The organism is Cryptosporangium sp. NPDC048952 (assembly GCF_043197895.1).
Lineage (GTDB): Bacteria > Actinomycetota > Actinomycetes > Mycobacteriales > Cryptosporangiaceae > Cryptosporangium.
The window spans coordinates 869,702-889,354 of record NZ_JBICTY010000002.1 but is presented as its reverse complement, the minus strand read 5'-3'; the positions used below and the strand labels follow the sequence as shown (position 1 = coordinate 889,354).

Sequence of the window (19,653 nt, the reverse complement as noted above, 5' to 3'; positions counted from 1 at the left end):
ACGCGTCGAGCCCGGAATTCTGTTTACTCGAGCGGGACGCGGACCCGCACCTGCGTCCCGGACCCCGGCTCGCTCCGCAGCGACACCGTGCCCCCGACCAGCTCCACGCGGTTCTTGATGCCTTCCAGCCCACCGGTCGGCGACCAGGTCGCGGTGCCGCTGCCGTCGTCGGACACGGTCGCGGTCAGGCAGTGCTGCTCCGCACCGACACGCACGACGATGTGCGACGCCCCGGCGTGGCGCACCGCGTTCGCGAGGGCCTCGTTGAGCGTGAAGAACAGCGCCTGCTCGACCTGCGGCCGGTAGCGGGTGTCGTCGGCCTCGACGTCGACCAGCCCCGGGAACCGTTCGGCGAGCGCACGCAGCGCACCACCGAGACCGTCGGTCTCCAGCACCGTCGGGTTGATGCCGCGGACGAACATCCGCAGGTCACCGAGCACGGTGTCGAGCAGCTTCCGGCACGACTCGAGCGTCTCGGTGGTCGCCGGGTCGGTGCTGGTGGCCTGCGCGGCACCCAGCCGCATCGCCAGCGCCGCGAGTCCGGTCTGGACGCCGTCGTGCAGGTCGCGTTCCATCTGCCGCCGCGCCCGCGTCTCCGCGATCAGCGTCGCGGCCTGCGCCACCCGGGTCTGTTCGAGCTGGGCCTGGACGACGGCCTGCAGCTGGGCGGTCTCCAGCGCGGGGGTGCCGGCGACGACGGCCGCGCGCACCAGGGGTTCCTGCAGCCGCTGCCCGGGGTGGGCGTCGATCGTCGCGAGCCGGCGCCCGGACGCCGACTGCACCGGGATCATCCAGCGGTCCGGCGTGCGCCCGAGCTCCGGTGCGAGCACCCGCCCCGACGCGTCCACCCACCGCTGCGGCCCCGGCGCCCACAGCAGCAGATCCAGCGTCGGATCGTCGAGCACCACCCGCAACGCGGCCCGGACCTGCGTCACCGACGCCGGGCGCGCCAGCCGGACGAGCCGGTGTGCCACCAGCGCCACCGTCCACTGCCGGTACACGCCGACGCCGAGCAGCGCCACGGGGACCAGCAGCACCGCGGTGCCCTGCACCAGACCGGCGACGATCGCGCGCTCGATGTCGGTCATCGCGGCGCCCTGCTGCACCAGCGCGGCGACGACACCGATCGCGGCCACGCACACCAGCACCGGCACGACGGCCCGCTGCGGCCCGCGGGTGGTGCGCCGGGCACGCAGCACAAGCGCGACGACGTAGCCGGCGGCGAGGGCCACGTACGCGCCGCCGATGATCGGCTCGGCCGTCTCGAAGGCGTCTCGGTCGGAGAGGAACGTCGGCCACACCGCTTCGGCGCTGTACCCGACCCACTCCGGCCGCGACAGCACCGTGTAGACCAGCTCCCCGCCGCCGAGAATTACCACCGCGGCCGGTACCCAGAGTCGTTCGGCCAGGTTCTGCAGCGCACCCGTTGGATACAGCAGCACACCGACGCCCAGCACCAGGAAGAACGTGGCCTGCGCGAAGTCGGACACCAGCGGGAACAGCCCCACGTCCCACGCGCTCGACCAGCTCAGCGCCCAGGCGAACCCGCCCAGCGCGATGAGGTCACCACTGGCCGCACTGGTCGACGACGTCCGCAGCACCATGCCCGCACCCGCGGTGAGCGCACATTCCAGCGCCACGACCAAGGCGTAGAACTGGTGGTCGGTCCAGTACGGATACCCGAAAACGAACGCGAGGAGACCCGCGAGGAGTCCGGTGAGCACCGCGCCGAGTGCGGGATGGCCGCGCACGGTTTCGCACGATACCCGTGTGCACTCAGCGACGATGAGCGTTCAACCGTTCGGTGACGACCGCCGCGCCCTTCGGGCACTCGCGGGGGCTGCGGTGCGGGCAGGCAAGCCCGTGCGCCACGGCGTCGCGGGCCGCCTGGGCGCGGGCGATCCGTTCGTCGAGCTCGGTGAGCTTCTGTTCGGCGAGGGTGCGCCAGGCGTCCGGATCCTCCGCCCAGGCGGTGAGAACAGCGCGGATGTCCCGCAGGCTGAAACCTGCCTCCTGCAGGACCAGGATCTGTCCGACGTCGTGGGCGGCGGAGTCCGGGTAGCGGCGTTGCCCGGATTCCCGGTATGCGGCCGGGAGCAGGCCGAGGTCCTCCCAGTACCGCAGGGCGGAGGTGGCCACGCCGGTCGCCCGGGCGAGTTCACCGATGGACTGGCCTGAACTCGTCATCGACCAAGCCTAAGCGGTGGGCCATCACCGCGGCCTGGACCCGGTTGCGCAGCCCGAGCTTCTCCATTGCCGCCGAGACGTGGGTCTTCACCGTCGTGACACCGAGGTGCAGTGCGGACCCGATCTCCGCGTTCGAGAGCCCGGCGCCGACGAGCGCGAGCACATCCGTCTCGCGGGCCGTGAGCTGATGCGTAACGGGCTCCGCGGACGCGGAATGCGATTCCAGCGCCCTCGCCATGACGCGTGACAGGACTTTCGGCGCCAGTAGCGACTCGCCCCGTGCGGCGCGGCGTACGGCGTCGATCATGTCGTCGGGGGCGCCGTCCTTGACGAGGTAACCGATCGCGCCCGCGCCGAGCGCACCGTAGATGTCGGCGTCGTCGGCGAACGTCGTGAGCACCAGGACGCGTGCTGCCGGGTTGGCGTCGACGATGCGCCGGGTGGCCTCGATGCCGTCGGTCCGGGGCATGCGCAGGTCCATCAGGACGACGTCCGGGCGCAGGCGCTCGGCCGCGCGAATGGCCTCGTGCCCGTTCGCCGCCTCGCCGACGACCTCGAAGTCACCGGCAGCCTTGAGCAGCATCCCCACACCGGCCCGCACCACGGCCTGGTCATCGACCACGAGTACCCGGATCGTCACGCCGCCTCCGTGATCGTCACGCCGCGCCTCGGCCGTCATGCCGCCTGCCGTATCGGGAGGCGGGCGTCGAGGCGCCAGCCGCCGCCGTCGGGACCCGCGGTGAACGTGCCGCCCAGCAGTGCGACCCGCTCGCGGAGCCCCACGAGCCCCTGCCCGGCGCCGGGCAGGGCGGGCGGTGCGCCCGGGGGCCCGTCGTCGGCCACTGTCACGCGTATCTCGTCGGACTGGAGGAGAACCTGAACCCGTGCGCTGGCGCCCGGCCCGGCGTGCTTGAGGCTGTTCGTGAGGCCTTCCTGCACCAGCCGCACCGCGGTCGTGCGCAGCACGAGCGGAGCCGCGGTGACGTCCTCGGCGATCTCGTCGCCGACCTGCAGACCCGCGGCCCGCACCCGGCTGACCGCCTCACCCATCGCCTGCTCGGGTTCGGTGGCCGGAACCCCGACCGACTCCGGGTCGCGCAGCACCTCGAGCAGCGCACGTAACTCGTTCAGCACCTGGATCGACGTACCGCGCACGGTGTCGAGGGCCTCGAGAGCCTCGTCGGTGCTGCCGTTCTTCCGCACCGAGTAGAGCGCCGCCCCGGACTGCAACGCCATCGCGCCGACGTGGTGGGCGAGGATGTCGTGCAGGTCACGGGCCAGCGCGGTGCGTTCGGCGAGCCGGGCCGCGCGCGTGCGGACCTCCTGGGTTGCCTCGGCCTCGCGTGCCCGCTCCTGGGCGACCGCGGCGGCCAGCCGGACCCCGCGCAGGTAGCGGCCGCACACCACGGGTGCACCCACGATGCAGAGCAGCCCGAGCAGCCGCACGACCCCGGGGGACCCGCCGAGGATGTTCACGTTGCCCGGGTCGACGACGTTGACCAGCGTCGCTGCGAGCGTGATGACGAAGCCGGCGAGCACGGACCCCCAGCCGGCTCGATACGCGAGAAACCCCAGCGTGATCATCAGCGCGATCTGCGCGGTGTCCGTGCTGAACGGCGCCCACCCGTCGGCCGCGACCAGCAGCACGGCCTCGGCGATCAGCACCGGCCACGGTCGCCGGACCGCGAACCCGAGCAGCGCCCCCGCGCTCACCGCGAGCACGAACGCGACGACCGGATCGTCGTTCGCGTAGGGCGGCCGCAGCGCCACACCGGACACCGCGAAAGCCCCGGCGATCAGGCCGAGCACCGGACCGCGCCACCACCGTCGCATACGTCCAACCTACGCAGCGGTACTCCGCCCACCTCCTCCTACTGGCCGGAGTCCCGGCCTCCCGCAGGGCCCGGGTCGTGGTGGGGCGGACTGTGTGGTCGAACCTGCCGCCGGCGTTCGTGTACCACGCGCGGCGGCCGGTCAGGAACGCTTCTTGTTGAACCGTTCGAGCAGATTGGACAGCAGCCGCATCTCGGCGGTCAGCGCCTGCTCACCGGCGGGTGTGATCGCCGCCCAGGTGCGGGGGCGCTTTCCCTCATAACCCTTGGTGATCTCGATCAGGCCCTGCTCGGCAAGGATGTCGAGGTGGCGGCCGAGGTTGCCGTCGGTGAGGCCGAGCAGTTTCTTCAGGTAGGGGAAGTCGGCCTGGCCGGCCTCGTCGAGGACAGTGAGGAGCGCGAGCCGGGTCTTCTGGTGGATCGTGTCGTCGAGCCCGAGCGCGGGGTGCGATTCGGTTCCGTGGGGCCCAGCTCCGGGCGGCTCGGTCGCGCGCGGCGGGGTCACTTGCGGGTCAGCGCCCAGGCGATCAGCGCGAGCCCGGCGACGACCTCCATGCCGCCGAACAGCCAGGGGTTGCCGGTGAGTGCGGCCAGCCCGCCGAGACAGCCCACGAAGGCCAGCACCTTCGCGATCCGGCGCAGCTCGGTGCTGTGCTGACGCCGGGCGATCGCGTACAGCACGGCGGCCGGCCAGACCAGCGGGGCGAACACGCCGACGAACAGCACCGGGACGAACAGGATCGCGAGCACGGGAACGCTTACGACGTAGCCGATCGTGATCGGACCGTACGAGCGCGGGCCCTCGCCGACGCCGTCGCGGGCCGCGATCCGGCGCGCGTGCAGCCGGAGCGCGAGCAGGCCGAGCGCGCCGGCGAGCGGCCAGTAGAGCAGGACGGCGAGGTGCCCGCCGCCCGGGCCACCGAGAGCACCGCCGAGCGCGGCGGCGGCGAGGTGACCCAGGATCAGCACGCCGAACACCAGCGGGGGAGCGGTGACCGTCCGCCGGTCACTGCGGACGCGAGCACGGAGATCGTCGAGGTACGCCTCTGTCATACCAAGAACTCTACAACGCAGAGTCAACCGCCACCCGACCGTGGGGCCGTTCCGCCTCGCATTCCTGCGGCAGGAGATCGGCCACCTGAACGAGGCGGAGGACGCGTACCGCCGGGCCGCCGAGGGCCGAGCTCGACCAGGGGCTGCCCGCACGCGCCGAGAGATCCTGCGGGAGGCACTCGACCACGTCACCCGCAAGCGTGGAGCGATCGCAGCGGGTGATCGAGTCCGGACACGCGGAGTACAGCGCGGATGCCCGACGCCGGCTGACCCAGCTGGGCCAGCGATAAGCGTCGTCCGACGGGTTGTCGGCCCTACGACGGGTTCCCGGCCCAACGATCGCGGATCGTAGGCCCGCGAACCCGTCGTAGGCCCGCGAACCCGTCGTTGGCCCGACAACTTGCGGTCGGCCCGTTTAGTCGTCGGTGGTGGCAGCCGGGCGGGACGGGTCGGCGGACCAGGCTGACCACGAGCCCGGGTAGAGGGTCGCGGGAATGCCGGCGACCGCCAGTGCGACCAGCTCGTGGGCCGCGGTGACACCCGAGCCGCAATAGACGCCGATTTCGGCGTCGGCATAGGGCTCGAACCGTTCCCGGAGCACGTCGGCCGGCAGGAACCGGCCGTCGGGACCGAGGTTCCCGGTCGTCGGCGCGTTGTACGCGCCGGGAATGTGACCGGCGCGCGGATCGACCGGCTCCACCTCGCCGCGGTAACGCTCGGCAGCGCGGGCGTCGAGCAGGACGCCCTGATAGGCGGCGACGTCGTCGGTGTCGAGCGTCGGGAGGTGGCCGGGGGTGAGCGTCACGTCACCCGGCGCGGGTTCCTGGTCGCCGGACTCGGCCGGATACCCGGCGGCGACCCAGGCGCCGAACCCGCCGTCGAGCACGCGGACGTCCGACAGGCCCGCCCACCGCAGCAACCACCAGGCACGGGAGGCGGCCAGCCCACCGGTGTTGTCGTAGACGACGACCGGCTGACCCGTACGCAGGCCCCAGCGCCGGGCCGCGGCCTGCAGGTCGGCGATCGCCGGCAGCGGGTGGCGCCCGCCCTCGGCGCTCGGCGGTGCGGCCAGCTCCGTGTCGAGGGAGACGTACACCGCGCCGGGAATGTGCGCCTCGCGGTAGTGGTCGTAGCCGTGCGGATCGCCCAGCGCCCAGCGCACGTCGAGCAACGCGGGGCGCTGCTCGGCGGCGTGGATGCTGACGACGTCGGCGAGGATCTGGTCGCGACTCATGCGCCCAGTCTCCGCTAATGAAGCCCGGTGTTCACCTGACGCCCACCTGCGCGTCGTGATCCGGTCGGCTGGACCGCCCACGGTGTGGTCTCGTGCAGAGTCTTTCGGTGAGTGTCGTGATCCCCACCCGTAACCGGCCCGAGCTCGTGCTGCGAGCGGTCGGCAGCGCCTTGGCGCAGACCCTGCGTGAGCTCGAAGTGGTCGTCGTCGTCGACGGTCCTGACCCGGCGACCCGCGAGGCCCTGGCCGGGATCGACGACACCCGCGTGCGCGTCGTCGAGCTGGAGGAATCGGGTGGCGCGCCGAACGCGCGCAACGCCGGCGTGCAGAACGCCGACGGCGAGTGGACCGCGTTCCTCGACGACGACGACGAGTGGCTCCCCGAGAAGCTCGCGACGCAGATCGCGCTCGCCGCGCTGTCGCCGTACTCGCTGCCGATCGTCTCCAGCCGCCTGTACATGCGCACGCCGCGCGCCGATGTCGTTCTGCCGCGCCGGTTACCGGGTGCGGACGAGCAGCCGACCGAGTACCTGACCGTCCGCCGCGGTGTCTTCCACGGCGACGGCTTTCTGCAGACCTCGACGATTCTGGCGCGCACCGAACTGCTCCGCCGGGTGCCGTTCACCGTGGGGTTACGTCGCCTCCAGGAGCTCGACTGGAGCCTGCGCTGTCTCGAGCACGAGGGCGTCGGCCTGGTCTACGCCGACGAGCCGCTGGTGATCTGGCACGCCGACGAGAACCGGAAACGGATCAGCGCCGATGCGCCGTGGGAGCAGTCGATCGAGTGGCTCAAGGAGAGCCGCACCCGGGTGACGCCCCGCGCCTACGCGGCGCTGGCGATGAGCGTCGTCGCGTCGATGGCCGCCACCAGCAAGAGCCCGCGGGTGTTCGCCGACCTGCTGGGAGAGGCCGTGAAGCACGGCAGGCCCGGCCCGATCGACTATTTGACCTACGCCCAGGTGTGGCTGCTGCCGCCGGGGTTCCGGCGTGCCGTCCGTGACCGGGTGCGGGGTCAGGCCACCGCCGGATGATCAGGTCTCTGGGTGTCGCGGTACCGGTGGTAGCGGCCGCGATCATCGAGTTCGTCCGTACGAGCAGCGTCACCGAAGCCGGGGAGGCGGCGGTCGCCGCGCTGATCGCGGCCGGGGTGGCGTGGCTCGCGCTCACGCTTCCGGGTACGACGGTCCGGAGCACCGTCCTCGGTGGCACATTGGTGCTTGCGGGCATTCTGACGTGGACGTCCACCGACCGGCCGATCGTCATCTGGGCGGTTCTCGGTGTCGGCGGCGTTCTGTACGCGCTGTGGAGCCGGCCGTGGATCGGCGGGCTCCGGCAGTTGCCGCGTCTCGGGGGTGCGTGGACCGGCATCGCGTACTGGCCGCTCGGCGTCGCCGGGGCGCTGCTGGTCGGGCACTGGACGGTCGGTGCGCAGCGCGCCGCGTACGCGGGTGTGTTCGCGCTGGCCGTGCTCGCCGTGATCGCGTTCGTCCGGAGCACGGACCGGGATCCGAGCATCGGTATCGCGGCGGCGATCCTGCTCGGGATCGCGGTGCTGCTGTGGGCCGGCGCCGGGAGTCTGTTCGACTCGGTGCGGGAGACCCCCGTCGGCTCCGCCCAGGGGATGCGGGACCGCTTCTGGGGTGGTCTCGGGTTCTTCTACCACCCGAACTCGCTGTCGGGGCTCGCGGTGATCGCCGCGATCCGGGTCGGCATCGACCGGGCGTTCGTGCTGTGGCAGCGGGTCGCGGTGACCGGGCTGGCCGGCCTGATCCTGCTGCTGTCGAACTCGCGGACCGGGCTGCTGTTCGCGGGTGCGGCCGCGGTGCTGCACGCATTCCTGGTCCTCCGGCACCGACGGGCCGATCTGCCGGACTACCGGCGCTGGTGGCTGGCGGCCGCGACGCCGTTCCTGGTGCTGCTCGTCGTCTACTTCTCCTCCGGCGGGATCGGCTACCTGACACGGGACCGGCTGAACACCGGGGCGAGCCGGGGCGGCAGTCAGGTAGCGGCCGCGACCAGTGGGCGCACCGACACCTGGAAGCAGGTGTGGAACGGCTGGGAGGACGCTCCGGTCGCCGAGAAGCTGTTCGGTGACGCGACGACGTCCCGGGCGGTCGTCACCCGGCTCAACGACGGCGCGCCGCCGGAGGGGCCGCGCCGGCAGCTCAACACCGACAACGCGGCGGTCGGTGCGTTCCGGCGCGGCGGGGTGTCCGGTGCCGTGGCGTTCGTGTTCGGCGTCGGGCTGCTGGTCTTCCACGCGCTGCGCCGACGTCGGAGCGGCGGGTGGCCGGCGGCGTGGTTCACGGTCGGCGCGCTGGCGGTCGTGCCGACGATCGCGACCGAGGACTGGATGCTCGGCGGCACCAACGGCGCCCTCTGGCTCCTCCTGGTAGCCGGCGAGGCCTACCTGCTCCTGCGCCCGAAACGCCCCGACGACGAACCTACGCCGCCACGACCACAGTGGACCAGACTGTCGGGTAAAGGACGGCTTGTGGCGAGCGGGGGATTTGCCCCGCACCCTCGGTGACTCCAACGGACGAACGAGGAGAACCATGACCGCCGCTCGAAAGATTGCTGCCGGTTCGATCGCGCTGCTGGCCGGTGCGGCCGTGCTGGTAACCACTGGTACCGCTGCGGATGCCCACCACAAGCCCTGGTACCAGGCGTACATAGGCACGTGGGACGGCCACGGGCGGCAGATCGTGATCGGGAGGAACGGCACCGGGAAGATGGACGGGCGCACGTACGTCACCTGCGGCACCGAAGACGTGGCGAACAACCCCGGGGTGCCGTGCGAGAAGTTCGGGATCCCCGCCGATGTCTCCGTGCAGTCGGTCCGGATCACGAAGTCGCGCCGCCTGGCGATCACGAAGACCAACGACGTGACCCGGGCCGTCGGCACGTACCGTACGAAGCTCTCGCACGGGAACAAGGTGCTCACCGTCACGTTCGTCAGTCGCCGCGACGGTCGGGTCGACGTCCCGTTCTGCTCCCCGAAGCTCAACCCCGCCACGAGTCGGGACATCTGCGGCTGATGTTTCGGGCGTGAATCTTGACAACTCCGGTTAAGTGATTCCGGAATGGATGATTCCCGCCGAGAGGACACCAATGCCGTCCCGTCGTACCGTTCTCGCCGCCGCTGCCGGAGTACTGGCCGGCTTACCGGTCCTGGGGTCGTCGGCCACCGCGCTGGCCGCCCCGGGACCGGCTCCGGCCGCCGGTAGCCCGATCCCGGACACGCTCGCGAGCAAGCTCGTGGTGAACGCCCGCCGGAAGGCCGACGAGTCGAAGTTCCCGCTCACGCACCTTGCGGTGGGATGGACCGGCCCGGCGGACGGCGCCGCGGTCCGGGTGCGCACGAAGTCCGGCTGGGGCGACTGGACCGCGCTGCACGGCTGTGACGGTGGCCGCGACGGCCGCGCGATCGCCAAGCGTGCGCTGATCAACGTTCCGGGCGGCGTCGGCTACGAGCTGACGCTCCCCGGGACCGGCACCGTGACCGAGCTCAACACCGTCGACGGACCCCGGCGCGCCACCGCGGCCGCGACCGGCTCGGCGACGCCGCTCTCCACCCGCACGATCGGCCGCCCCTACCTGAGCCGCGCGGCCTGGGGCGCCGACGAGTCGCTGCGCTTCACCGACGACGGCACCGAGCGGTTCCCGGCCGACTACTACCCGGTGCAGACCGTCACCGTGCACCACTCGGCGGGCATCAACGACGATCCGGATCCGGCTGCGACGATGCGCGCGATCTACTTCGACCAGACGATCACCCGCGACTTCGGTGACTTCGGCTACCACCTGGCGATCGACGAGGCCGGCCGCGTCTACGAGGGCCGCTGGTCGGGCACCGACCCGTTCCCGGTGTACGGGGGTCCGCTCGGCGAGGGCGGCAAGCCGACGATGAACAACGCCGCGCACGTGGGCGGCTTCAATGCGGGCAACGTCGGCATCGTCCTGCTGGGTGACTTCACCAGCCGTCAGCCGACCGAGGTGGCGCGGAAGTCGCTGACCTACCTGCTGGCCGCGATCGTCGCGCTCGGTGGTCTCGACCCGCAGGGCACCACCAACTACGTGAACCCGATCAGCGGCGCGACGAAGACCGTGCCGACGATCCCGGGCCACCGCGAGTGGGCCGCGACGCTCTGCCCCGGTGACCTGTTCTTCCCGGAACTGGCGAGCGTCCGCCAGGACGTGGCGGACATCCTGGGCTGAAGCGGGGCCGGGTCGGGCCGGCCCCGCTCCAGAGGGTTACCGCGGGGCCCGGTCCGCTTCCGGGTGGATCGGAAGCGGGCGGTTCGGGATCAGGCCGTGGCGGTTGTTCCAGCGGAACGTCCGGTCGACGGTGATCGAGCGCTTGGCACGCACCCACTGGCGGACGTCCACGCCGCCGTAGCGGGCGTCGATCGTCTGGATGCTCCACCGGCCGTTCGACGCGAAGTCCGAGGACGTCACGTAGTCGAGGACCTGGGGCCGGTAGCCCGTGACCTTGCCGTGGTACCCGCCGCGCACCTTCGTGAAGCTGTAGACGTAGTACCAGGAGTAGCCGACGTCCTTGTTCGTGCGCTGGCACAGGAAGTGGACGAGGACGTCCGGCTGGCCGTCACGGTTGACGTCCGCGGTGTCGACCTTGCGCACCAGCAGCGTGGCGCGACCCCGCTGCACCTGGCCGTAGTCACTCTCGCCCGGGGCGACGTCCCGGAACGTGACGCGCCCGCTCGGGCAGCGCAGGCCGTCACGCAGCCGGGCGTTCGACCACGGCGTGTCCAGCGTCGCGTTCTTCCAGTCGAACTTCGCGATCGTGCGCGAGGTCGTGAGCGGCGGCTGCGGCGCGCTCGTGCCCGCCGGCGCCTCGGGCTTGGCCTGACTGGCGGACGCCGGTGCGGCGAGACCGCCGACCGCGGCGGCGACCATGGTGAACGCCGCCGCGGTGGCTAAGCGCCTGCGGAGTGTCCTGAGTGTCATGTGACTGGTTCCCCGTTCTCACCGGGAGGTCCGGTGGTGAGACGAGAGTGCTACCGGTCACAGTGGAGGCGCCATCACACGTCCGCTAGCCGACAGCGACGCAACGCGATGGGGCGCTACGGCGTCGTACTCAGATGCGGTAGCGGTCGAGGACGGCCAGCGCGTCGGCCGCGCCGGTCTCGAGCGCCAGGATGTCGGTGATCCCGACGGTGACCGGCCCGGGGTTGAGCAGGCAGTGGCTGCCGATGACGCTACCGTCCGCGCCGATCAGCGGAATGCCGATGTAACCACGGAGGCCGAGCACGCTGACGAACGGGTTGGCCGCCAGCGACGGCACGACGCGCATGTCCGGGATGACGTGCGAGTGGCCGCTGCGGACCATCGGGGCGCAGAACGACCAGCGGATCGGGACGTCGAAGCGGTCGACGACCCGGTCGCCGATCTGCACGGCGTCGGGCAGCCCGTGCATGCCGACGCAGTACTGGGAGTCGCCGGCCAGCAGCGAGATGATGCTGATCGGCATTTCGGTCCAGGCGGCGGTGCGGGCGGCGATGTCGTCGAGTTCGGCGACCATCGCGGGGTGGCGGTGGTCGTAGCGGGCCACCTCGGCCAGGCGCGCGGGGTCGCCGAGCGTCGATTCGATGAACTGCATGTCGGCCCTTCCTCCTGCCCGGCTGCCTGGACACCTCGATGGTCGGTAGCGAAACGAGGCGGAAGAGGTCTCGGCGCGCCCTGCTCCCGGGCCGCTCCCTAACGCGACGGGCGGATCACCTCGTCGGCGAGCCACCGCGCGACCGCGTCGGGGTACGGCGCAGCCACGCTCAGCACGAAGTGGCGGAACCCGGCGTCGAGGGCCTCGCCGATCGCGTCCCGGGTGGCCCCGGGTTCGTCGTAGGCCACCCCGAGGTGGATCGAGCGCACGATCTCCGCGGGATCGCGGCCGATCTCCGCGCAGTACCGGTCGAGCAGTGCGCTGCGTCCGGCCAGGTCCGCGATGTCACCGCCGCCAGGGATGTTCCAGACGTCGGCGTGCTCGGCGACCACGCGGAGCGTCGAGGACGCACGGCCCCCGATGACGATCGGCGGGCCGGGCCGCTGAACGGGCTTGGGGTTGCAGTACGCCCCGGTGAGCTGCACGTACTTTCCGTCGAAGTCGAACGGCTCGTCCTCGGTCCAGAGCCGCCGGATCACCGTGCACGCCTCCGCGAAGCCGCCCACCGCGTCGGCGACGTCGACGAACGGCAGGCCGTGCGCCTCGTACTCGCGCCGGGCGAGGGGGTGGTCCGGCCGCGACCCGACGCCGATCCCGAAGTCGAGCCGCCCACCGGCCACGACGTCGACGGTCGCGGCCATCTTCGCGAGCATCGCCGGCGGACGGAACCGGTTGCTCGTCACGAGCAGCCCCACCCGCAGGCGGTTCGTCTGCGCGGCGAGCGCGGAGAGCAGCGTCCAGCCTTCGAACGCGGGGCCGTCCGGCGGGCCGAAGATCGGCATCAGGTGGTCGTAGAGCCAGGCGTGGTCGATCTCGGGCAACGCGTCAGCCTCGAGCCAGACGCGTTGCAGATCCTCGTAGCCGACCTGGGCCGGTGCGGTCATGAGGCCGAACGTCGGATTCACTTGCTCTCCAACTTCCCGGTCGAGCCGTCGATCGCGAGATCGGTTCCCTGCAGGTAGGCGGTGGTGACGCGCTGGATCTGGGCGACGCGGGCCGGGTTCTCGTCGGTCGTCTCCGTAGCGTTGTAGCCGGTGATGCCGCCGAGCGAGTGCTCGCCGCCGAAGAGCGTCAGCAGGTGGGTGGCGCCGGGGGCCAGGTGGTAGACGTCGGTGAACCAGTCCGGGCCGCGGGTGCTCAGCTGCGACTGGTCGGCGTCGCCGGCCACGATGAGCGTCGGGGTCTTGAGACCTGCGAAGTCCGGGCGCATGAACCCGAAGTGCTCGGCGGCGAACGGCACGAGCTCCTCGCCGGTGCCGGTCGCGGCCAGCAGCACGCCGGTGGTGATCCGCGGGTCGGTCCAGTCCTCGTCGAGCCCGACGACGCGGGCGCCGAGGAGCATGCCCGCGGTCTGGGCGCCCCAGGAGTGCCCGGCGACGGCGACGCGATCCAGGTCGAACCGGCCGAGCCGGGGCAACTCGTCCAGGACCCGGGTCAGGTCCGCGGCCCGGATTCGCCAGATGTCCGGGGTGCGCGGGTCGTCCGGGGCCAGGTTCACCGACCGGGAGTCGAGGTGTGTGGGCTGCAGGACGGCGAACCCGTTGGCGACCCAGTGGTCGACGAGCGGGTCGTAGCCGTCCTTCGACTCGCCGAAGCCGTGCGAGAACACGATGACCGGCGGGCTGTCGCCGGTCGCGGGGGTGGACACGCGGATCTGCAGGTCGGTGCCCCGGTCGGGGGCGGGGATGACGACGGTCGTGCGCATTGTCGAGTCCTTCGAGCTAAGCGGAACCTTGCTCCGTCTAACATATGGAGCGTTGCTCCGTTTAGCAACAGGGCAGGTGGTGGGGCACCATGGGGGAATGGCAAAGCGCGCCGACGCCCGGCGGAACGAGGAGGCGCTCCTCGACGCGGCCGCCGCCGTCTTCGTCGCCTCGGGGGTGGACGCGCCGGTGCGGGACATCGCCGCCAAGGCCGGCGTCGGAATGGGGACGATCTACCGGCACTTCCCGACGCGGTCGGACCTGGTCATCGCCGTCTACCGGCACCAGGTGGAAGCGTGCGCCGAGGCCGGGCCCGCGCTGCTGGAATCGTCGCCGACGCCACGCGCCGCGCTCGTCACCTGGATCAACCTGTTCGTCGACTTCCTGGTGACCAAGCACGGGCTCGCCACCGCGATGCAGTCGGACGAGGCGGGCTTCCAGTCGCTGCACACGTACTTCATCGACCGGCTGGAGCCGGTCTGCGGCGAGCTGATCACGGCGACGGTCGCGGCGGGAGAGATCCGCGCCGGCGTCGACCCGTTCGAACTGCTCTACGCGGTCGGCAACCTGTGCATCGGCGACCACCCGCGCTACGACGCCCGCCGCGTGGTCGGGTACCTGATCGCGGGGCTCTAGTCACGCCGTCTGGCGGGAACCACCGAGCCGGGGGAACGGTGAGGTGGAGAAGATGACCTCCACCGCCACCTCGAAGTACTCCGCGATCCGCAGCGCGAGGTGCAGCGACGGGCTGTACTCGCCGCGCTCGAGGTACCCGACCGTCTGGTAGTGCACGCCGAGCGCCTCCGCCAGGTCGCGCCGGGAGATGCCCCGTTCGGCCCGCAGCATCGCGATCCGGTTGTAGATAGCCTCGTTCTTTTCCATGGTCCCCTCATGCAGCGCGCTGCAGTGCCCGATCCCGCCGTGCGATCACCGCGGAACCGGACTCCCGGCGTGCCATCCTCCGGAGCACGATAGGCGCCGCGCACAGACCGACGATCGCCCAGGCGCTCAACGCGCCGAACGTCGCCAGGTGCTGCCATGAACCCGTGTGTTCCACGGCCGCCATGCTGTCGGGCAGCAGCGCCGAGCGCATACCGAGCCCGAGCCAGTACACCGGGAACAGGCGCCCGAGGTCGGCGAGCCAGTCCGGGTAGCCGTCGAGCGGATAGAAGATGCCGGAGATCGCGACCAGCGCCATGGCCGGCAGGATCGCGAGGCCGCCGTTGCGCGGGTTGTCGATCAGCGAGCCGAGGATCGCGCCGAGGGGCAGGGTCGCGATCAGACCGAGCACCAGTACCCACGCCAGCGTCAGCCAGCCGGAGACGCTGCCGATCGCCAGGCCGTCGAGCAGGAACAGCCCGGGGACCAGGATGATCGCGACGTTGATCACGATCATCGACGACACGAGCGTGACCTTGCCGACGAGATACCCGAGCATGCCGTTCGGTACCGCCTTCGCGCGCAGCAGCGTGCCGTCCTCGCGCTCCACCGCCAGCGACATCATCATCGTCGTCAGGCCACTGAAGGCTACGGTCATGCCGACCAGGCTGGGCAGCGTCCGGGCGCCGAGCGAGAACGTGGTACCCGGCACCGTGTCGCCGCGGGTGAAGTACAGGACGACCAGGTAGATCAGGCTGGGCAGCAGATGGTTCCACAGGTCGATCGGAGTGGTCAGCGTCTGGCGCAGCTCGATCAGGCCGCGGCTCAACCCGGCGCGGACGGCGTTGACCAAGGGATTCATCGTGCCACCGCCTCGAACTCGCGCACGGCGGCGTCGCGCCGGCCGGCCTCGAACTGCCGCACCATCGTCATGTACGTGTCCTCGAGGCTGGCCCGGCGCACCTCGAGATCGCTGATCCCGTCGTCGTGCTGGCGCAGCAGGTCGCGCACGAACGCTGTCGCGTCGTCGGTGGGGTGCACGTAGCGGCTGCCCCCGTGTGACCAGCGCACCTCGGCCTGCGTGGAGATCCGCCGGGAGAGCGCGTCGGCCGAACCGTCGGCGATGATCGTGCCGCCGCAGAGGATCAGGATCCGGTCGGCGAGTTTCTCCGCCTCGTCCAGGTCGTGGGTGGTGAGCAGGATCGTCGTGTCGTCGTCGGCGATCTGGTGCACGAGGTCGTGGAACTCGCGGCGCGCCTCGGGGTCGAAGCCCGCCGTCGGTTCGTCGAGGAAGAGCAGTTCGGGATGCCCGACGATGCCGACCGCGACGTCGAACCGACGCCGTTGACCGCCGGAGAGGCTGCTGATCTTCTGTTCCGCCTGCGCGCTCAGGCCCACTGCCGACAACAGTTCGTCGACGTTCCACGGACGGCGGTCCGTGGCGTACGCCCGGTAGTAGCGGCGGAGGTGCTCGAGTAACTCGCGCACCCGCCACTTGGTGTGGTCACGCCAGGATTGGAGCACGATGCCGACCCGGGCGCGCCAGGCCTCGCCACCGCGTGCGGGGTCGGTGCCGAGCACCTGGACGTCCCCGGCGGAACGCACCCGGAATCCTTCGAGGATCTCGATCGTGGTCGTCTTGCCGGCGCCGTTCGGGCCGAGCAGGACGAGTACCTCGCCCGGCAGGGTGGTGAACGAGACACCGGTCAGCACGTCGGTGTCCCCGTAGCGCATTCGCAGATCTCGAACGTTGATCGTGGACTCCACAGGTGCCCCCGTTCGCCGAACCCGTACGTCGGAATGTAGTAGGTGTACTACATCTGAGAGCAGCTCCACAATGGGTTCGTTTTTTACGACAACTTGTCGTATTGTTTGCGACAGGTTGTCGTAAAAAGGAGCGCGTCATGAATGACCACGCGGAGATCCTCGAGCTGTTCGGCCGGTACGCCGACATCGCGGACCTGAAGGAGTACTCGGAGCTGCCGGGGCTGGTGTTCACCGACCCGGTCACGCTCGACTTCGAGTCGGTCGCCGGCATCCCGGTGATGACCGTGCCGCTGGGGGACTACGTCGAGATCCTGCGGGCGTCCTTCGCGCCGTTCCTGGCCACGCACCACGTCATCAGCGGTCACGTCGTGCGGATCGACGGAGACCGGGCGAGCATCCACGCGCACGTTCGCGCCGAACACTGGGTGCCGGGCGGCGATCGCTGGCTGGTGGTCGGGTTCTACGACAACGAGGCGGTCCGCACGGCCGACGGCTGGCGGTTGAGCCACGTGAAGCTCACCGCGTCGCACCAGGAGAACCCGCACCTCGCGGGCGTGGGGGGATAGGTGCCGCGGATCCGGGGCGTCTCCATCGGGGAGCACCACGAGAAGGTGTGGGCCGACCTCGCCGAGGCCGTGCGCGAACTGCTGCTCGAGCGCGGCTACGAGACGATCACGATGGGCCACATCGCGACCCGGGCCGGGCTCGCGCGCAACACGCTCTACAACTACGCCCGCGACAAGAGCGCGCTGGTGCTGGCGCTGACCGAGCGGGCGGCCCGGCCCGCGCTCGACCGGGTGGCCGCGATCGCCGCGCGGACCGCGGACCCCGCCGCCCAGCGGTTGGGCGAGATCGTCGGCGCGGTCCTCGAGGCGTCCACGGACCAGGCCCTCCAGCCGATGTTCCGCCCGGGCTCCGGTCCGCTGGTCGACGAGATGCCGAAGGGGCCGGGCAATCCGTTCGCGGCGATCGTCGCGCTCGTGGAGGACGTCGTCCGGGACGGGATCGGGCGCGGAGAGTTCCGCGACGTCGGCGACGTGCCGCTCACGGTGGAGCTGCTGTCCGGTGCCATGCGCGCGGGCGCCGAACGCATCGGCCGCGACCCGGCCGCGTACGACGCCACGGTGCGCGCGGCGCGGGAGGTCATCCTCGCGTCGGTAGCTCGATGACGTCGAAGCGGGACGGCACCTAGACCCGGACCTCGGCCAGGGCAACGGGGCGGTGTTCGCGGGCGCTCCGGTCGCAGGCTTCGGCGATCCACTCGGCCTCGAGTGCGTCGGTCACCGTGCACGGCGACGGACGGGTACCGGCCACCACCTCGGTGAACGCCTCGAACTCCAGGCGGTACGCGTCCGCGAAGCGGTCCATGAAGAACTGGTGCGCCTGCTCGGCGGGTGCGAATCCGCCGGGCTCCACCGAGCGCACCGGCACCCGCGGCTCCCACCCGGCGGCAACGCTGTCCGCCGAGCCGTGCACCTCGAGCCGCACGTCGTACCCCCGCGCGTTGTAGCGGGTGTTCGACACCATCCCGAGCGTCCCGTCGTCGAACGTCAGGATCGCCCCCGACGTGTCGACGTCACCGACCTCGGTGAACCACGCGGCCCCCTTGTTGCTGCCGGTCGCGTACACCTCGGCCACTTCCCGGCCGGTGATCCACCGCAGGATGTCGAAGTCGTGCACCCCGCAGTCGCGGTACATCCCACCGGACACCGCGATGTACGCCTGCGGCGGCGGCGCCGGGTCGAGTGTCGTCGACCGCACCGTGTGCAGCCACCCGAGCTCCCCCCGACGCACGGCGTCGTACACAGCGGCCATCCCCGGGTCGAAGCGCCGCTGGAACCCGACCTGTACCGGCACGTCCGACCCGGCCAGCTCCCGCACCAGCGACGCACCCCCCGGCGCCGTCGTGGCCAGCGGCTTCTCGCAGAATGCCGGAATGCCCGCCGCGACGGCCGCGAGCACCAGCGGCCCGTGCGTCGCGGTCGAACTGGCGATCACGACGCCGTCCACGTCCGCCGCGAGCAGCGCCTCCGGTGAGGCCGCGGCCTCCACCCCGAGTTCCGAGGACACCTGCGCGGTCAGCGCCGCGTCGAGGTCCGTGACCACCAGGCTCTTCACCGCGGGGACACCTCGCAGGATCCCGGCGTGGAACCGCCCGATACGACCGAGCCCGATCAGTCCGAGACGCATCCGGATCACCGCCGCCGCGCGGAGTGGGCGGCCAGTTCCCGGCGGAGGTCCGCCGGATCCCATCGTTCGGCCACCGCCCGACGCAGCACGTCGGCCTGGCTCGGCGGCGCGAGCCCGTCGACCGGCTGGTCCCGGTCGAGGTTCGTCGGGAACGCGTACCCCTCCGCGGTGGCCGCGATGACGTTGTCGACACCGTTGGCGCCCAGCAGCGCGGGAAAAACAGAATTGCACATGCTTTCCCGATCGACGCTTTCCATGGCGCGGCCAAAAGCCGACGAAATCTGCAGTAGGTTGGCCATTCGGCGCATGTCGGTGGACCGGTTGGTACCGGCGGCATGCATCAGTGCGGGGTTGAAGAACACCGCATCCCCCTTACGCAACGGCAGTTGCACGTAATTCGCGTCGAAATACTCCTGGAATTCCGGCAACCCGATCTCCACGTACCCCGGGAGGTACTTGTGCGAGTGCGGCAGGTACATCGTCGGTCCGCTCTCGACCGGCATGTCGCAGTGCGCCACCGCGCCCTGCAGCGTGAGCAGCGGGGAGAGCCGGTGCACGGCGGGCGGGTACTTCGCCGCCTGCGACGCCGACATGAAACCCAGGTGGTAGTCGCGGTGCGCGCTCTGCGCGGCGCCGCCGGGATTGACCACATTGACCTGGGACGTCACCTGATAGTTCGGCCCGAGCCAGGCCGTGGCGGCCAGCGCGACGACGTCGTTCGCGTAGTACGCGGCGAACACGTCGGGTGCCCGCAGGGCGAGTTTCTCCAGCGCGTTCCAGACCCGGTCGTTCGCGCCGGGCTTGGCGAAATGATCGCCACCCGCCGGTTGTTCGGCGATCATCGCGTCGAAAACCGCTGTGGCAGCGTCGACGACGGACGGGTCCGGAAAAGCGCCGGTGATCACGACGACGCCGGGCCCGTCGGAGAGTGCCCGCGACAATTCGTCGTGCGGCGGCAGCCGATTCGCGGAGTAGATCAGCACGTTCTCGTCGACCGATTCGGCCGACGGATAATCCTCGAGAGACGTCTTCGTGTCCACCAGGGCGGCGAGATCTCGCACCATGAGCGTTCCCTTCGACACCTTGCAGCCTAGAAAATCGCCCCCGATAATCAAGCGGCAGGATCCC

General features: G+C 71.1%; 23 protein-coding genes. 7 read left to right on the top strand and 16 right to left on the bottom strand.

What is annotated here, in order from left to right; all coding sequences use genetic code 11:
- Positions 1–23 precede the first annotated feature (23 nt).
- The 7 genes from ACGFY5_RS12400 to ACGFY5_RS12370 all read right to left on the bottom strand — a co-directional run bounded on the left by ACGFY5_RS12400 (position 24) and on the right by ACGFY5_RS12370 (position 6,306).
- Positions 24–1,751 carry a sensor histidine kinase gene (locus ACGFY5_RS12400; RefSeq protein WP_392719678.1) on the bottom strand — a complete coding sequence of 576 codons (1,728 nt, stop codon included), beginning with the start codon at positions 1,749–1,751 and terminating at the stop codon, positions 24–26.
- Between the two features lie 25 nt (positions 1,752–1,776).
- Positions 1,777–2,187 (bottom strand): MerR family transcriptional regulator, encoded by a 411-nt coding sequence (locus ACGFY5_RS12395; protein ID WP_392719677.1) that lies wholly within the window; start codon positions 2,185–2,187, stop codon positions 1,777–1,779.
- A complete protein-coding gene (locus tag ACGFY5_RS12390) occupies positions 2,159–2,827 on the bottom strand; it encodes a response regulator (RefSeq protein WP_392719676.1) in 669 nt (222 codons plus the stop codon). The genes ACGFY5_RS12395 and ACGFY5_RS12390 overlap by 29 nt, the downstream gene beginning before the upstream one ends.
- 35 nt (positions 2,828–2,862) lie before the next feature.
- Positions 2,863–4,020, bottom strand: a complete 1,158-nt coding sequence (locus ACGFY5_RS12385) for a sensor histidine kinase (RefSeq protein WP_392719675.1) — start codon at positions 4,018–4,020, stop codon at positions 2,863–2,865.
- 141 nt (positions 4,021–4,161) lie between these two features.
- On the bottom strand, positions 4,162–4,524 hold the full coding sequence (locus tag ACGFY5_RS12380) for a transcriptional regulator (protein WP_392719674.1): 363 nt from the start codon (positions 4,522–4,524) through the stop codon (positions 4,162–4,164).
- Complete coding sequence (locus tag ACGFY5_RS12375) at positions 4,521–5,072, bottom strand: hypothetical protein (RefSeq protein WP_392719673.1); 552 nt, start codon at positions 5,070–5,072, stop codon at positions 4,521–4,523. The genes ACGFY5_RS12380 and ACGFY5_RS12375 overlap by 4 nt, the downstream gene beginning before the upstream one ends.
- A 415-nt stretch (positions 5,073–5,487) precedes the next feature.
- Positions 5,488–6,306, bottom strand: coding sequence for a sulfurtransferase (locus tag ACGFY5_RS12370; protein WP_392719672.1), 819 nt, complete (start codon positions 6,304–6,306; stop codon positions 5,488–5,490).
- 107 nt (positions 6,307–6,413) lie between these two features.
- On the opposite strand from ACGFY5_RS12370, the gene ACGFY5_RS12365 reads away from it, so the two are divergent.
- The 4 genes from ACGFY5_RS12365 to ACGFY5_RS12350 all read left to right on the top strand — a co-directional run bounded on the left by ACGFY5_RS12365 (position 6,414) and on the right by ACGFY5_RS12350 (position 10,524).
- Positions 6,414–7,337, top strand: a complete 924-nt coding sequence (locus ACGFY5_RS12365) for a glycosyltransferase family 2 protein (protein WP_392719671.1) — start codon at positions 6,414–6,416, stop codon at positions 7,335–7,337.
- A complete protein-coding gene (locus ACGFY5_RS12360) occupies positions 7,334–8,836 on the top strand; it encodes an O-antigen ligase family protein (protein WP_392719670.1) in 1,503 nt (500 codons plus the stop codon). Before ACGFY5_RS12365 ends, ACGFY5_RS12360 begins: the two co-directional genes overlap by 4 nt.
- Positions 8,837–8,861: 25 nt before the next feature.
- Positions 8,862–9,344, top strand: coding sequence for a hypothetical protein (locus tag ACGFY5_RS12355; RefSeq protein WP_392719669.1), 483 nt, complete (start codon positions 8,862–8,864; stop codon positions 9,342–9,344).
- 73 nt (positions 9,345–9,417) lie between these two features.
- Positions 9,418–10,524: a peptidoglycan recognition family protein gene (locus ACGFY5_RS12350; protein ID WP_392719668.1), complete on the top strand. Its 1,107-nt coding sequence runs from the start codon at positions 9,418–9,420 to the stop codon at positions 10,522–10,524.
- A 36-nt stretch (positions 10,525–10,560) separates the two neighbouring features.
- Here the strand turns inward: ACGFY5_RS12350 and ACGFY5_RS12345 are convergent, their stop codons facing one another.
- The 4 genes from ACGFY5_RS12345 to ACGFY5_RS12330 form a co-directional block, all read right to left on the bottom strand.
- Positions 10,561–11,274 carry a hypothetical protein gene (locus ACGFY5_RS12345; protein WP_392719667.1) on the bottom strand — a complete coding sequence of 238 codons (714 nt, stop codon included), beginning with the start codon at positions 11,272–11,274 and terminating at the stop codon, positions 10,561–10,563.
- Positions 11,275–11,404: 130 nt separating this feature from the next.
- Positions 11,405–11,926, bottom strand: a complete 522-nt coding sequence (locus tag ACGFY5_RS12340; protein WP_392719666.1) for a GAF domain-containing protein — start codon at positions 11,924–11,926, stop codon at positions 11,405–11,407.
- A 98-nt stretch (positions 11,927–12,024) separates the two neighbouring features.
- On the bottom strand, positions 12,025–12,870 hold the full coding sequence (locus ACGFY5_RS12335; protein ID WP_392719665.1) for an LLM class flavin-dependent oxidoreductase: 846 nt from the start codon (positions 12,868–12,870) through the stop codon (positions 12,025–12,027).
- A 17-nt stretch (positions 12,871–12,887) separates the two neighbouring features.
- Entirely contained in the window at positions 12,888–13,691 is an 804-nt protein-coding gene (locus ACGFY5_RS12330) for an alpha/beta hydrolase family protein (protein ID WP_392719664.1), read from the bottom strand.
- A 97-nt stretch (positions 13,692–13,788) separates the two neighbouring features.
- On the opposite strand from ACGFY5_RS12330, the gene ACGFY5_RS12325 reads away from it, so the two are divergent.
- Complete coding sequence (locus tag ACGFY5_RS12325) at positions 13,789–14,325, top strand: TetR/AcrR family transcriptional regulator (protein ID WP_392719663.1); 537 nt, start codon at positions 13,789–13,791, stop codon at positions 14,323–14,325.
- Here the strand turns inward: ACGFY5_RS12325 and ACGFY5_RS12320 are convergent, their stop codons facing one another.
- From ACGFY5_RS12320 to ACGFY5_RS12310, 3 genes are read right to left on the bottom strand one after another with little or no spacing between them, the layout of a single operon-like run.
- Positions 14,326–14,571, bottom strand: coding sequence for a helix-turn-helix transcriptional regulator (locus tag ACGFY5_RS12320; RefSeq protein WP_392719662.1), 246 nt, complete (start codon positions 14,569–14,571; stop codon positions 14,326–14,328). It lies immediately after the preceding gene.
- 7 nt (positions 14,572–14,578) lie between these two features.
- Positions 14,579–15,430: an ABC transporter permease gene (locus ACGFY5_RS12315; RefSeq protein WP_392719661.1), complete on the bottom strand. Its 852-nt coding sequence runs from the start codon at positions 15,428–15,430 to the stop codon at positions 14,579–14,581.
- Positions 15,427–16,302, bottom strand: a complete 876-nt coding sequence (locus ACGFY5_RS12310) for an ABC transporter ATP-binding protein (protein WP_392720487.1) — start codon at positions 16,300–16,302, stop codon at positions 15,427–15,429. The genes ACGFY5_RS12315 and ACGFY5_RS12310 overlap by 4 nt, the downstream gene beginning before the upstream one ends.
- Before the next feature lie 170 nt (positions 16,303–16,472).
- On the opposite strand from ACGFY5_RS12310, the gene ACGFY5_RS12305 reads away from it, so the two are divergent.
- Positions 16,473–16,901 carry a nuclear transport factor 2 family protein gene (locus tag ACGFY5_RS12305; protein ID WP_392719660.1) on the top strand — a complete coding sequence of 143 codons (429 nt, stop codon included), beginning with the start codon at positions 16,473–16,475 and terminating at the stop codon, positions 16,899–16,901.
- Positions 16,902–17,504 carry a TetR/AcrR family transcriptional regulator gene (locus ACGFY5_RS12300; RefSeq protein WP_392719659.1) on the top strand — a complete coding sequence of 201 codons (603 nt, stop codon included), beginning with the start codon at positions 16,902–16,904 and terminating at the stop codon, positions 17,502–17,504.
- 19 nt (positions 17,505–17,523) lie between these two features.
- Here ACGFY5_RS12300 and ACGFY5_RS12295 read toward each other — a convergent pair whose 3' ends face one another.
- Both ACGFY5_RS12295 and ACGFY5_RS12290 read right to left on the bottom strand, forming a co-directional pair.
- Positions 17,524–18,525: a Gfo/Idh/MocA family oxidoreductase gene (locus ACGFY5_RS12295; protein ID WP_392719658.1), complete on the bottom strand. Its 1,002-nt coding sequence runs from the start codon at positions 18,523–18,525 to the stop codon at positions 17,524–17,526.
- A gap of 5 nt (positions 18,526–18,530) precedes the next feature.
- Complete coding sequence (locus ACGFY5_RS12290) at positions 18,531–19,589, bottom strand: phytanoyl-CoA dioxygenase family protein (RefSeq protein WP_392719657.1); 1,059 nt, start codon at positions 19,587–19,589, stop codon at positions 18,531–18,533.
- Between the last annotated feature and the right edge of the window lie 64 nt (positions 19,590–19,653).

Coding starts and splice junctions, on each gene's coding strand:
- ACGFY5_RS12395 (WP_392719677.1), bottom strand. CDS start 2,187: ATGACGAGTTCAGGCCAGTCCATCGGTGAACTCGCCCGGGCGACCGGC.
- ACGFY5_RS12385 (WP_392719675.1), bottom strand. CDS start 4,020: ATGCGACGGTGGTGGCGCGGTCCGGTGCTCGGCCTGATCGCCGGGGCT.
- ACGFY5_RS12375 (WP_392719673.1), bottom strand. CDS start 5,072: ATGACAGAGGCGTACCTCGACGATCTCCGTGCTCGCGTCCGCAGTGAC.
- ACGFY5_RS12370 (WP_392719672.1), bottom strand. CDS start 6,306: ATGAGTCGCGACCAGATCCTCGCCGACGTCGTCAGCATCCACGCCGCC.
- ACGFY5_RS12360 (WP_392719670.1), top strand. CDS start 7,334: ATGATCAGGTCTCTGGGTGTCGCGGTACCGGTGGTAGCGGCCGCGATC.
- ACGFY5_RS12355 (WP_392719669.1), top strand. CDS start 8,862: ATGACCGCCGCTCGAAAGATTGCTGCCGGTTCGATCGCGCTGCTGGCC.
- ACGFY5_RS12350 (WP_392719668.1), top strand. CDS start 9,418: ATGCCGTCCCGTCGTACCGTTCTCGCCGCCGCTGCCGGAGTACTGGCC.
- ACGFY5_RS12345 (WP_392719667.1), bottom strand. CDS start 11,274: ATGACACTCAGGACACTCCGCAGGCGCTTAGCCACCGCGGCGGCGTTC.
- ACGFY5_RS12340 (WP_392719666.1), bottom strand. CDS start 11,926: ATGCAGTTCATCGAATCGACGCTCGGCGACCCCGCGCGCCTGGCCGAG.
- ACGFY5_RS12335 (WP_392719665.1), bottom strand. CDS start 12,870: ATGACCGCACCGGCCCAGGTCGGCTACGAGGATCTGCAACGCGTCTGG.
- ACGFY5_RS12330 (WP_392719664.1), bottom strand. CDS start 13,691: ATGCGCACGACCGTCGTCATCCCCGCCCCCGACCGGGGCACCGACCTG.
- ACGFY5_RS12325 (WP_392719663.1), top strand. CDS start 13,789: ATGGCAAAGCGCGCCGACGCCCGGCGGAACGAGGAGGCGCTCCTCGAC.
- ACGFY5_RS12320 (WP_392719662.1), bottom strand. CDS start 14,571: ATGGAAAAGAACGAGGCTATCTACAACCGGATCGCGATGCTGCGGGCC.
- ACGFY5_RS12315 (WP_392719661.1), bottom strand. CDS start 15,430: ATGAATCCCTTGGTCAACGCCGTCCGCGCCGGGTTGAGCCGCGGCCTG.
- ACGFY5_RS12310 (WP_392720487.1), bottom strand. CDS start 16,302: ATGCGCTACGGGGACACCGACGTGCTGACCGGTGTCTCGTTCACCACC.
- ACGFY5_RS12305 (WP_392719660.1), top strand. CDS start 16,473: ATGAATGACCACGCGGAGATCCTCGAGCTGTTCGGCCGGTACGCCGAC.
- ACGFY5_RS12295 (WP_392719658.1), bottom strand. CDS start 18,525: ATGCGTCTCGGACTGATCGGGCTCGGTCGTATCGGGCGGTTCCACGCC.
- ACGFY5_RS12290 (WP_392719657.1), bottom strand. CDS start 19,589: ATGGTGCGAGATCTCGCCGCCCTGGTGGACACGAAGACGTCTCTCGAG.